Raw genomic sequence first — 12,442 nt, forward strand, 5'->3', positions numbered from 1 at the left:
CACCGCTACAGGCCCTGTAGCGTTATCGCGAAAGATGTCGCCCACAGGGTGGGCTCCTACGGGTTACTTCTTTTTCTGTTGTTCCGGGATGAAGCGGGTGCGCACGGCTTCGGCGAGCAGGTCAGGTGGCAGCAGGCCCTGGGCGATCAGGAAATCGTTGAAGGCCTTGCGATCGAACTTGTCGCCGAGCTGTACCTGCGTTTCCGCACGCAGCTGCAAGATCCGCGAATAGCCATAGAAATACGCCGTGGCCTGGCCCGGTGAATTGAGCGTGTAGCGATCCAGCTCCTGGCGTGCCATCGGCTCGGAAAGGCCTACGTCATGGACGAGGATTTCGTGCGCGCGCTCACGCGTGACCATGCCGAGGTTGAGCATGGGATCGAGGAACGCGCGGGCGGCACGCAGCAGGCGGAACTGCAGTGCGATGAACTGACCCGCCGGCGGCTCGTACGGCACCATCTCCGCTTCAGCGTAGAGCGCCCAGCCTTCGACGTTCACGCTGTTGAACGCGAACAGGCTGCGCGTAAGCGACACGCCCTGTTCCACCATCGCGGCGAACTGCAGTTCGTGGCCCGGGCGGCCTTCATGCGCGGTCAGCGTCCATGCGGCGGCTTCGAACGTGAAATCGTCATACACCTGCGACGCATCGCCGTTGGTCGGCGGGTTACCCGTGGTGAGCACGAACGTGCCGCGCTGCCCGGTATTGTTGATGAAGGGCGGGGGATCCATGTGCGGCGCCGGCGTGCGCGCGTTCTCGGCTTCCGACGCAAGACGCATGGCCAGTTCGCGCTTGGGCAGTTCGGCGATGCGCTGCTTGCGGATGGTGTCTTCGATCTTGCCGATGACCTCGTGGTAGGTCGGGACGACCTTGTCCTTCGGCAGCTGCTTCTTCTTCAGCGCCTTCAGCACATCGCGGTAATCGCCATCGGGCAGGCCTTCGGCTTTCGCGACCACGGGTGCGAGCTGCTGAAGCGCGTACGAGGTTTCCATGAACTCGAGTTCGGCACGGCCGATGAGATCGCGCGGCGCGATATCGAGGCCGACCTGCTCGAGGTTATAGGCGTATAGCGGCTCGGGCAGGCGGAAATCGGTGCGTGCGCGCGGCAGCACGGTCTTCTTTACCCAGGCGTTGTAATCCTTGAGCTGCTTATCGAGCGTGGCCATGGCCTCGTCGCTGCCGCTGATCTTCTTTTCCGCGAAGAGCTTGCGGATACCGTCGACGTAGCGCTGCGTGTTGCCAAGCTTCTGCTCCACATCCGCCTTGACCGGGCCGAGCAGTTGCTTATCGCCCAGCCGTTCGGTGGTGCGCGCCTTCGCCTGGTCGACCAGCGCAGCGCAGCCCTTGGTGAGGCCGGTGTAGCACTTGAGGCGGCTCAGTGCGGCCTGGTTCTGCTCCGGCGTGCTTTCTGCATTGAGCAGCGAGAATTCACCGCTGAAGATCATCTGGCCCGCATCGAACCACGGCAGCAGGTACTTGTCGTTGAGGTCGATGCCTTTGATGTTGCCATCGATCTGCTTGAGGAGGATCTGCAGGTCCTGGTGGACGTTGGGGTCCTTTTCTTCGGCGAGGCGCTTCTGCAACTTGCCGCGCACCTCCACGAGCGCATCGCGCTGGCGTTTGTCCACATCGGGACCGAGGTCCGCGGTCTTTTCGTCGTAGCCCTTCACGCCGATATCGGTGGCCGATTCCGGGCTGAAGCGGGCGGTGACATCCAGCAGCAGCTGGGCGTCGGCATTGCTGCGTGCGATCCAGGCGGGTTGTGCCGGTTGGGCCGCTTCGGCATGCAGGCTGCCCACCGCGAACGTGATCGCGGCGGCGAGGGTCAGTCGTCGGAACATGTGCATCTCCCCAGGTCAGTGCCCGGAGACTAGCCCGGACGCCTCGAAGGCGCCATGTGCCACCGGATGGGTCAGGCGAACAGCAGCGCCACGCCCGCCATGCCGAGCATGAGGAACGAGATGACCACCTTGGCCAGCATGCCGGCCAGCATGCCGACCCACGTGCTTACACCGACATGCGCGGAGCGCAGGATGCTCTTGCCGGAGCAAAGCTCACCCACCACCGCACCGGCGAAGGGGCCGATGACAAGCCCGGGGATGCCGAAAAACATGCCGACGGTCGTGCCGACCCCGGCACCCCAGAGGGCGCGTGGTGTCGCGCCGATCTTCTTCGCCCCGAGCGAGGCCGAGATGAAATCCAGCGCCACGCCGAACGAGCCCACGATGCCGATCGCGACGAGCCAGCCCCAGCCAAGGTGGTGGTACTCGTCGACGGCCGCGGCAAGCCAGATGCCGCCGAAGATCATGGGGATGCCCGGCAGGAAAGGCAGGATCGCCCCCGCGACGCCGCCCACGATGAGCGCGGCGGCGAGCAGGTAGAGGGCGAACTCCATCAGCGGAACGCCTCGCGGTATTCCGGCTTGAGGTAGGCGGAGAACGCCTCGCTGGGCACGTCGACGGCCTGCGGGCCTGCGACGTACGCCGCCACCTGGTAAGGCGGGAAGATAAAGGTCAGGCCGTGCACCTTGTCATCGGGGCCGGTCAGCAGGCTGAAAACCCGGTAATGGTCCTTGCCTGGCGCGGTGCCTTCCTCGATAAGCCGCGTATCCGAGGCCAGCGGCTCATCCTGGTCATCCAGCTGGGTAATGAGCTGGCGGCGTGCCTCCGAGGCGAAGGCGCGTTCGGCCGCTTCGGGGTCGCTGAATAGCTCACGGATGCCCACCACGCGGTCTGCGTCCTTGTCGAAGGTGAAACTGTCCACGATGGGCGCGGGGTGGGCGCCGCCGGTGAAGGCCTGGCCATCGACCTGCACGTTGATGAAACGATCGGTACGGGCGGAGATGGCGATATGGAGGTTCAGATCCCATGGGATTTCTCGAGCGCGGGCACGTGCACCCGGTGCGTCCAGGCTATCCAGGAAGGCGCGTTTCTGCCCGTCGACGTAGCGGTCGATCGCGTGGCGCAGCGGGTCGGCCCTGGCGGGCAGCTGGGGGAGTGAGAGCTCCATGGTATAGAGGCCATCCTGGCCGGAACGGTTATCCTTGTCGGCACTCGCCCGCGTGGGCGGTGGCGTCTGTCCGCCGTTCGTCCGGTCGGCGCCGTCGCGGCAGGCGGCAAGCCCGGCGGTAGCGATAACCAGCGACAGGATGTGTCGCACCAGCATTTCGGCATTCTCTCCCTGCAAGGCTCGCATCTTAGCGTAGACATCGCATGGCGCAGAGGACGTCAACGTAACGAAGGAATAGCGTGCACAAGGCGATGACGGAAACCGTCACCCTGCTCAAGGCCGATGAGCTCGGCCGCATCGAACGCGTGGAGCGGGGCGGCACCGCGCTCATCCGCCGTGATATCGCAGCGGCGCGCTGGTGGGCGCGCGCGTTTGCGCGCCGTGCCGCGGCCCGTGAAGCACGTGCGCTGGCGCGGCTGGATGGCATCGACGGCGTGCCGCGCCTGCTGGCGTGGGATGGGAACGTGCTGGAACGCAGCTATATGGCTGGCGAACCGATGCAGGTAGGCCGCCCTCTGGACCCGGCGTACTACCGCGATGCGCTGCGCCTGCTGGCGGTGTTGCACCGCCGCGGCATCGTCCACAACGATCTGGCCAAAGAGCCCAACTGGCTCGTGCGCGAAGATGGCAGCCCGGGCCTGGTGGATTTCCAGATCGCCTGGACGCGAGGCCGTCGTGGCGCGCTATTCCGCCTGCTGGCGCGGGAGGACCTGCGCCACCTGCTGAAGCACAAGCGGACTTACGCAGCCGATCGGCTCAGCGTGAGGCAGCGCAACATCCTCGCCCAGCCCGCGCCGCATTCACGGCTGTGGCGGGCTACCGGCAAACGCCTGTACAAACTGATCGCCCGCAGGATCTTCGGCTACTGGGACAACGAAGGCCAGGGCCGCATCCGCAGGTAGGAGCCCATCCTGTGGGCGACATCCTTTGCCTCACCATAGGTAGGAGCCCACCCTGTGGGCGACATCTTTCGCCTCACCGCTACAGGTCCTGTGGTGTTATCGCGAACGGCGTCGCCCACAGGGTGGGCTCCTACAGCGGCGCGGGGGTTATTTTTCGACGAAGGCGCGTTCGATGACGTAATCGCCCGGCTCGCGGGTGCGCGGGGAGGCCTGGAAGCCTTCGCCATCGAGCAGGACGCAGATGTCGTCCAGCATTGAGGGGCTGCCACACAGCATGACGCGGTCTTCAGCCGGGTTCAGCTGGGGCAGGCCGGTGGCGCGGGCCATCTCGCCGTCGGCGATCGCATCGGTGATGCGGCCCCGGTTACGGAATTCCTCGCGGGTGACCGTCGGGTAGTAGACGAGCTTCTCGCGCACCAGCTCGCCCAGGTACTCGTGGTTCGGCAGTTCCTTCTCGATGTAATCCGAGTAGGCGAGGTCGTTCACATGGCGCACGCCGTGGGCCAGGATGATCTTGTCGAAGCGCTCGTAGGTTTCCGGGTCGCGGATGATCGACAGGAACGGGGCCAGGCCGGTGCCGGTGCCCAGCAGGTACAGGCGCTTGCCCGGCTTCAGGTCGTTAAGGACCAGGGTGCCGGTGGGCTTGCGGCTGACGATGATCGGGTCACCGGGCTTCAGGTGCTGCAGGCGCGAGGTCAGCGGGCCGTCCTGGACCTTGATGCTGAAGAATTCCAGATGCTCTTCGTAATGCGCGCTCGCGATCGAATACGCGCGCATGAGCGGGCGGCCATCGACTTCCAGGCCGATCATCACGAAATGCCCGCTTTCGAAGCGGAAGCCGGGATCGCGCGTGGTACGGAAACTGAAAAGCGAGTCGTTCCAGTGATGTACGTCGATGACGTGCTCGGTCGCCAGTGCCACCATGGTGTGCGTTGCCTCTGAACAAATAGGGACGAAGCCACCGCGCCCCGCGCGGCAAGCCTTGGAATCAGCTGGGGAAGCGACCCGCGGGCCGCGCTGCCTGGCGCGTGGCGCCGCTCCCCATGGGGTGGGTGCGGGCTCAGGCATATAAGGATACGGCATCCCGCGATTTCGCGCCGGAGCCCCTGCAGGAGCGCGCCTGCGCGATCGGGGTTACCGCGAGCACCTATCGCGCGCAAGCGCGCTCCTACAAGGAGTCTCGCCGTGGTCTAAGATCGGGGCTCATTCACCGACGGATCTTCCACCGATGACTCGACCCGAGTACACCCCGGGCCAGGCCTGGACCTATCGCACGCGACCCGGTGAGGAAGCCTCGCGCGTCGTTATCCGCAAGAAAGACATCGAGCCCGAGGATGGCGAGGTCTTCCATATCTCTATCCTCGATGCCCGGCTGCGTAACCACCGGGTCGACGGTGGCATCCAGCACGCCATGCACCACGCGGCCGTGGCCCGGGCGACGCTCGACCAGAGCCTGCTCGACTGCGTGGGTGAAGGCAACGAAGACGAGGCCTGGATGGATGGCTACGAGGTATGGCGCCACGCCTACGATCGCGGCGACGCCGGTGTCTTCGACATCCCCGTGGCCGAGATCCTCGGCTACATCGAAAAGGTCGTGGCCGCGTCAGGCGAAAAATAACGCCAGGCAAAAAAAGAGCGCCCTGTCCCCCCGAAGCCGGCAGGGGAGGTGCCGGTTTCGGGAGGCGGGCGCAAGCGTCACACAGGGATCGGTAAAACGGTTTTAGAAGTCGTACGACACCGAGAGGCGGGCGTAACGCGGGTCCTGGGTGATCAGCGGCACGCGATAAATCGCGTTCGGCGTGCCGCGCGACTGCCACTCGGTCGGGTAACGGAACACCGCGCGCTGCTGGTTGGTCACGTTGAACACGTTAGCGGCGAACGCGAGGCGGTCGTTGCCCCAGCTCGGACGCCAGGTCAGGCCCAGATCCCACTGGTAGGTCCACGGCAGGCGGCCCTTGTCACCCGGGGGCGACGGCTGGCCATCGCACCAGTGGTACGCGCTGCCGTAACCGGCCGGATCGGTCTGGCCCGGGCCGTAGTAGCCAAGGCAGACTTCCGGCGCGCCCGAGGCGATCTGGAAGTTGCTCGAGAGCTGCCATTCCGGCGCGAACTGCCAGTAACCGAACGCCTTGAACACGTGCGGGTGGTCATTGCCCAGCGGGCCGTTCGCGTAATCCATCACATAGCTGTTATCCCAGTCCATGCTGCCGGCGGCGCCGTTCTGGCGCGAGTCGGTACGCGACTGGCCTTCGGTGTTGCCGTAGGAGTGCGAGAACACGTAGTCGAACTTGCCGTACCACGTGCCGTCGAACTGGTGCTCCATGTAGAGCTCGGCGCTGTAGTACTTACGCTTGGTCGCGGGCATGCCCATTTCCTTGCGCGAGAGATCGACGGTGAACGGGTTGCCCGACGGGTCGAGCAGGGTGAACGTGTTGGCGTGCCCGCCATTGACCAGGTAGCAGCTGTTGGTCGAACCAACCGTGTGGCCTTCAGCCTCGGCCTTCGACGTCACAAGGTCGATATCGCAGAAGTCGTCGATGACGGTATTGAGCTTGCGGTAGGTCAGCTTGGCACCGTACGACCAGTTCTCACCCAGCAGCTTGTCGAAGCCGAGGATGTATTCGTCCTGGTTTTCCGCCTTCAGGTTCTTGCCAGCGACGGTGCGCGGGTCAGGCGGGATGCCGTACGAGTTGTTGCCCGAGACCACACCGCTCATCTGGGTGAGGCCCTGCGGCGAGCCATCGGGATTGATGCCCGAGTAGGTGTAGTACTGCTGGGTCGCGATATAGCCGGCAGCCGCACCCGTGGCCGGGTTAAGCGGCAGGCCGAGGTAGTAGCGGCCCGCGTTGGCGTAGATCTTGAAGCTGCCATCGCCATTCACATCCCACGCTGCACCCAGGCGCGGCGCCCACTGCGGACGGGTCTGCTCGATGAACGGCTTGCCGAACTGGTTGTAGTCGGTGAACTGGTCGTTGCGCAGGCCGATCGTGACCAGCCAGCGGTCGCTGACCTGCCACTTGTCTTCGATGTACTGCGCCTTCTGGTCGGAACGCACGTTGACCAGGTTGTAGTTGATGTTGCGGCTCACCCAGTAGCCACTCTGGCCATTGGCGAACTGTGCAGGCGCCGGCACGTAGTTACGGCCCGGGGTGCTGTTGATCTCTTCGTTCGGATCCTTCTGGAAACCGTAGTTCCAGCTGTAGCCCGGACCCGGGCTGAAGGTACCGAAATCGAGCACCTGCGACTTGACGTTATCGATACCGGCCGACAGCGTGTGGTCGCCCGCGATGTACTGCACGTCGAAGCGGAGGTTGTTCGTCTTGTTGCCGCGACCGGGCGAGCTGATGTCAGCGACCTGCGAATTCTTGATCGCGCTGCCGCCGTTCAGTGCCGGGTTCTGGTTGCCCGAGCCATCGACGCGGGCGAGATCCGTATCGTAGTTGCCGGCCTGGTCATAGTTCTTCACCGACATCTTGCCGTACTGGGCGCTGATGGTCAGGTTATCGGTGATGTAACCGGTGTACTTGGCGTTCCAGAAATCGCCGCCGACCTTGGTGTTGTTCACCGGGCCGATGGTGTTGGTGCGCGACATGTTGACGTAGTCATAGCCGTAGCGCGTGCCGCTGCCCGAGCGCTTGTCACCGACATCGGTGAACTCGAGGATGTGGTTATCGGTGATGTTCCAGTCGAGCTTGGTGTACCAGCGCGGGTTCTCGTAGGTGTTGGTCGAGGCAGGCGTGCTGTTGTCGACGGCGTTGACGTTGCGCAGGCCGTCCTTCTCGAACTCGGCCGCCGCGAAGAAGAACAGCTTGTCCTTGATCAGCGGGCCGCCGGCATACGCACTGACGGTGGTCGCCCACTTATCGTTCTGGCTCTTCGGCTGGTAGAGATCGCCGGCCGGTGCCGACGACGGCGTGTTGTTGTAGTGCAGGTTCGGGCCGGAGGCGCGGGCCCAGTTCGGCTCCCACAGGATCTGCGCGCCGAAATGCCATTCGTTCGTGCCGCGCTTACCGACCTGGTTGATCACGCCGCCATCGGAGCGGCCGTACTTGGCGCTGTAGCCGCCCGTATAGATTTCCTGCTGGTCGATCGCGCCGTAGGGCAACTGGATGCCGCCGGCCGCGTTGAGCGGGTCGGTGGTGTTGAAGCCGTTGACGTAATACGCGTTCTCGTTGGAAGCGGCGCCGCCGAAGCTGGCGAGCGAGCGGCCGGTATCGCTGGTGAAACCGCCGCCGTTGTTCACGACGCCGGGAGCCAGGCGGGCTACCGCTTCGGCGCTGCGGCCGAGGGGCAGCTTGGCAAGCTGTTCGGAGGTGATGACGGTACGCGAATCGACCGAGGTGACGTCGATCGGCGGGATCGCCGTGCCGGTCACGGTCACGCCGCTAAGCGACGTGGCATCGGCAGCGGTGGCGGCGGCCGGCGCGGCGAACGAAATATCCGTGCTGGCGCCGACGCGCAGCTGCACGTTCTTCCGCGAATCCACGACGGCGCCATCGCGCATGAGCGTGACGGTGTACGTACCGAGCGGGAGCTGGGTGAGGGAGTAGTGGCCGCGGTCGTCCACGGCGGTTTCGCGATGGAGGCCATTGGTGCTGTCGACGACGATGGTCTGGTTGCCACCCGCCGGCACGGAGCCGTTGAGGTTACCGGTGGTCGACTGCGCGTATGCGCTACCGACGCCACCCAGGCATGTGCCCAAGGCTAACGCCAGGGCGGTCCTGCGAATCAGAAACTGGTGCTTCATGGCTTCCCCGAAATGATCAAAATCAAAAATGACGGCAACACGGGGCCGCAGCCGCGGGTGCAATGCCCACGACTTTCGTTTGCTGGAGCCATGCAGAAGGCCCTCCCCGCGCTCCATCGCAAAAAACCCATTTGCCTCGATCCAAATGGGTTGATCGAAAGGTTTACCGCAGGGGCTGGGTGATGTCCAGCGCCTTTCATCGATGCATGCCTGGCCGTATAGCCGTCTGAATGCATTGGTGCGTCGCAGCAGAAACGCGTGTAACTATGGGTATTTGTGTATTTTCATGCTGCGAAAACTGCCGCGTGAAAACGATTACGTCCATGCATGGAAAACACCGAAAGATAATTTCGATGGCGCCATCTGGACCCGTCTCCAGACACCCATTTCATCCACATTTGGATCGTGTCAAATCTCACGTAACATGCGACAGATGTCATACTGTCCGGGTAGAATTGACCGTGCGGCGTGAGATGCTGCGAAAACTAGGTGCGTTTTCGTGCCCCGGCAGGGGTGTCTTGGTGAATCGAAAGAGATCCTGGGTACGAAAACCACTTGATGAAGGCCTGCGTAAGCAGGCGCAAGTCGGTTTCGGCCATTCGAAAGCTTACGCAGCGGCGCACTTGCCAGTCTCGCCGCAGAACATAGACTAGGCCGGTATTGGGGGAGTAGTGGAAGTCAGCCTGGCATGAAGATCGATCGCGGTAGCGGCAAGCGTGCCGGGCCGGTGATGCTCAGCGAGGTCGCCGAGCGGTTGCGCAATCCGCGCATCGACCGCATCGTGGCGAGCTTCCGCGAGCATCACGTATCGCTCGTGCGCACGGTCCTGCTCGGCTTCATCGTCGTGTGGACCGCGGCTTGGCTCCACGGTCCGCTGGCCATGGCGCGTGAGTCGCGCGCCGTCTTCCCGCTCGCCCTCATCCTGTTTGTCGCCAGTACGTTCTGGATGCTGTTCCTGCGTGCCGGGTGGATGAAGGTCACCCCCAGGCTGGACACGGTGGGCCAGGTAGCGAACTTCGTGATGGCGGCCCTGCTGCTGAAGGCGGGCTTCATGCTCGTCATCACCGTGACGACCGTCTTGCCCTTCCTCTCGGTGGCCGTGGGCATGCGCTATAGCCGGCGCGCCTTCGCCGCGAGCGTCGTGGCCTCGGTGGTGATCCTGGCGGTCGCCGCGCCGGATGGTTACTGGGTCAGCCGCCCGGCGTACGCGCTGTATGCCCTGGCGTTGACGGTCGTCCTGCCGATGACGCTCTATCGCATGATCGATGCCTTGCGCGAGGTCTCCGCGGAAGCCATCGCGTCCCGCGAGGCGCAGCACCGCTTCATCTCCATGATGAGCCATGAGATGCGGACGCCGCTGAGCACAGTGATCCACGCCGCGTCACTGATCGATACCTCGGTCATGAACGATGACCAGCGCCGGCTGGTGGCGCTGCTTTCGACCAGCGCCAACGCGCTCCTTCACCGCGTGAACGCCGTGCTCGACGTGGCCTCGTTCGCCGGTGGCAGCTTCATGCTCCGCCAGCACACCTTCGCTTTCGATGAAGTCCTTGCCACCGTCGGCGCGGTTTGCCGCCCCTCGGCGGCCGAGAAGCGCATCGGCTTCAGCGTTTCGCGCGATGCGTCGGTGGAAGGCGTATTCACCGGGGATCCGGGGCGCATCGAGCAGGTGCTGTCGAATCTCGCCTCGAACGCCCTGAAATTCACACCGCCCGGCGGCAGCGTGGACGTGCGCGTGGAACTGACCGAGGCCGTCGGTGGCCGCGATCCCATCATCACCTGCACGGTGACGGATACCGGCATCGGTATCGCCGATGCCGATAAGCAACGCATCTTCGATCCGTTCCAGCAGGTGAGCGTGGGTGAGAGCCGCCGCCAGGAAGGCGTGGGCCTTGGGCTCTACATCGTGCGCAACGTTTCAGGCCAGATGGATGGCCACCTCGAGGTGACCGACAACCCCTTGGGTGGGTCGGTCTTTACCTGGCGCTTCCCCATGCCGCGCGCTGCCCAGGGCGCGCGCAGCATGGCGGATGTGCCGCTGGTGGAAATGCTCGATGCGCATCGCCTCCGCGTCGCACCGCAGGCGTGCCTCGTGGTCGACGACAACGCCGCTAACCGCGAAATCGTCGGGCGGATCCTGGAACGTGCAGGGCACCACTGCGTGTTCAGTGCGAGTGGCGACGAAGCCCTTGCGCGGATGGATCGTGGCACGTTCGACCTGATCTTCATGGACCTGCACATGCCGGGTAGTTCCGGATGGGATGTGCTGGGCCGGATTGAAGGCCTGCGCCGTACCCAGGCGGTGCCGCCCATCGTGATGCTCAGCGCGGATTCGAGCCAGGATGCGGTGCGTATCGCGTTCAAGGCGGGTGCGCGTGCGTACCTGACCAAGCCCATCGCCGCGCAACGCTTGCTCGATATCATCGAGACCATCGCCGCGGAGCGCTCGCTGGCGACGGCCGCGAAAGCGTGGCAGCCGGAGCTGCCGGGCATGGAGCCGCGCGGCACACAAACGACGCCGCTGGATGAAATGCGCGTACTGGCGAGCCCCGCGGAGTTCGCGACTTTCCTTGACCTGTGTTCGGTGGCTTCCGACGGGCACGTGGACGCCCTTCGCGACGCGATGCTGACCAGTGATATCGCGGGTGCATCAGAATCCTTGCACGCGTTGCGCAATGTGCTCGGCAACCTTGGGGTGCCGGGGGCGAGCCGTGTATGCGATGACCTCGGTGTGCTTATCGATGCCGGTGGTGACATGCGCCCCGCCGTGGCGGAGCTGGATGCCTTGTGCCGGTCGGTCGGCCACTATGTCCGGCTGCAACGGCGCCAGGCGGGCGTGCCGGCGGATAGCGCTGCGTGACATCGCTCGAGGCGCTGGCGCGCGATATCGAACAGCGCGAGCGCGCTACACCAGGCCTGAAACCCGATAACGAAGCGCGCGTCATCTTCCTTGACGGAGTTGCGCGCGAGCGCCGCCCGCTGGCCATGGTTTACCTGCATGGGTTTACGGCGAGCCAGGCGGAGGGTGATCCGGCTCACCGCGCCCTTGCGACGGCCTGCTCCGCGCACCTCTACGTCAACCGCCTCCACGACCACGGCACCGATGAGCCGATGGCCATGGCAGGTGCTTCGCCACAGGCGTGGCGCGAGGATGTGGCGGCCGCATTCCAGACGGGGCTCGCGCTGGGTGAGCGCATCGTTCTCGTCGGTACCTCCATGGGCGCATCGCTCGCGTTGGATCTCGCTGCGGCGCATCCCGACACCGTGGCGGCCGTCGTCGTCTGGTCACCGGGCATCCGTGTTTTCGACGAGGAACAGCTCCGCGCGGCGACGCTGCTCGAAGGGCCGGTCGTTCCCCCGGGCGAGCGCACGGCTTACCAGCGCCAGTACTGGTCGTCGGTGGTGCACTCGGATGCTTACCGGGCCATCGCCCGTCTGTTTATCGAGCGCATGCAGCCGGCGAATCTGAGCCGGGTGCGCTGCCCGGTCCTGGTCGGTGCCTGGGATGGCGGCCCCGGTGATAGCGATACGCTGACGTCGGTGGCGGCGATGCGTGAGGCTTTCGGCTGGCTGGGCACGTTGCCCGACCAGCGCCGCTTCATCGCCTACGACCATGCCGCACACGTTCTTGCGAACCCGTACCGTTCGCCAGCTGCGCAACGGGTGCTGGCCGATGCGCAGGCGTTCCTTGCCGGGCACGGCCTCGCTCGCTAGCGTCATCGGCCATAGGTCGCAGCGACGCGGCCGCGCGTAACCGTTATCTTTGCAGCCTGGATACGACGGGGT

9 protein-coding genes are annotated in these 12,442 nt (G+C 64.7%); 4 read left to right on the forward strand and 5 right to left on the reverse strand.

Annotated features, from left to right (window positions below; all coding sequences use genetic code 11):
• Window positions 1-63: 63 nt before the first annotated feature.
• The 3 genes from L2Y96_RS04375 to L2Y96_RS04385 all read right to left on the reverse strand — a co-directional run bounded on the left by L2Y96_RS04375 (window position 64) and on the right by L2Y96_RS04385 (window position 3,163).
• Window positions 64-1,839 carry a DUF885 domain-containing protein gene (locus tag L2Y96_RS04375; protein ID WP_247332899.1) on the reverse strand — a complete coding sequence of 592 codons (1,776 nt, stop codon included), beginning with the start codon at window positions 1,837-1,839 and terminating at the stop codon, window positions 64-66.
• Between the two features lie 71 nt (window positions 1,840-1,910).
• Window positions 1,911-2,393 carry a DUF456 domain-containing protein gene (locus L2Y96_RS04380; RefSeq protein ID WP_247332901.1) on the reverse strand — a complete coding sequence of 161 codons (483 nt, stop codon included), beginning with the start codon at window positions 2,391-2,393 and terminating at the stop codon, window positions 1,911-1,913.
• Window positions 2,393-3,163, reverse strand: a complete 771-nt coding sequence (locus L2Y96_RS04385; protein ID WP_247332903.1) for an RsiV family protein — start codon at window positions 3,161-3,163, stop codon at window positions 2,393-2,395. The genes L2Y96_RS04380 and L2Y96_RS04385 overlap by 1 nt, the downstream gene beginning before the upstream one ends.
• A gap of 95 nt (window positions 3,164-3,258) precedes the next feature.
• On the opposite strand from L2Y96_RS04385, the gene L2Y96_RS04390 reads away from it, so the two are divergent.
• Window positions 3,259-3,909, forward strand: coding sequence for an RIO1 family regulatory kinase/ATPase domain-containing protein (locus tag L2Y96_RS04390; protein ID WP_247336898.1), 651 nt, complete (start codon window positions 3,259-3,261; stop codon window positions 3,907-3,909).
• A gap of 147 nt (window positions 3,910-4,056) precedes the next feature.
• Here the strand turns inward: L2Y96_RS04390 and L2Y96_RS04395 are convergent, their stop codons facing one another.
• Window positions 4,057-4,833: a ferredoxin--NADP reductase gene (locus tag L2Y96_RS04395; RefSeq protein WP_247332905.1), complete on the reverse strand. Its 777-nt coding sequence runs from the start codon at window positions 4,831-4,833 to the stop codon at window positions 4,057-4,059.
• A gap of 304 nt (window positions 4,834-5,137) precedes the next feature.
• Here L2Y96_RS04395 and L2Y96_RS04400 point away from each other — a divergent pair, with 304 nt between their 5' ends.
• Complete coding sequence (locus L2Y96_RS04400) at window positions 5,138-5,527, forward strand: hypothetical protein (protein ID WP_247332914.1); 390 nt, start codon at window positions 5,138-5,140, stop codon at window positions 5,525-5,527.
• Between the two features lie 102 nt (window positions 5,528-5,629).
• Here the strand turns inward: L2Y96_RS04400 and L2Y96_RS04405 are convergent, their stop codons facing one another.
• Window positions 5,630-8,656, reverse strand: coding sequence for a TonB-dependent receptor (locus L2Y96_RS04405; protein WP_247332916.1), 3,027 nt, complete (start codon window positions 8,654-8,656; stop codon window positions 5,630-5,632).
• Window positions 8,657-9,344: 688 nt separating this feature from the next.
• On the opposite strand from L2Y96_RS04405, the gene L2Y96_RS04410 reads away from it, so the two are divergent.
• Together L2Y96_RS04410 and L2Y96_RS04415 are read left to right on the forward strand one after the other, a co-directional pair.
• Window positions 9,345-11,516 carry a hybrid sensor histidine kinase/response regulator gene (locus L2Y96_RS04410; protein ID WP_247332925.1) on the forward strand — a complete coding sequence of 724 codons (2,172 nt, stop codon included), beginning with the start codon at window positions 9,345-9,347 and terminating at the stop codon, window positions 11,514-11,516.
• Window positions 11,513-12,370, forward strand: a complete 858-nt coding sequence (locus L2Y96_RS04415; protein WP_247332927.1) for an alpha/beta hydrolase — start codon at window positions 11,513-11,515, stop codon at window positions 12,368-12,370. The genes L2Y96_RS04410 and L2Y96_RS04415 overlap by 4 nt, the downstream gene beginning before the upstream one ends.
• Window positions 12,371-12,442: the final 72 nt, after the last annotated feature.

Source organism: Luteibacter aegosomaticola (genome assembly GCF_023078475.1).
In the GTDB taxonomy this organism is placed as follows: Bacteria; Pseudomonadota; Gammaproteobacteria; order Xanthomonadales; family Rhodanobacteraceae; genus Luteibacter; species Luteibacter aegosomaticola.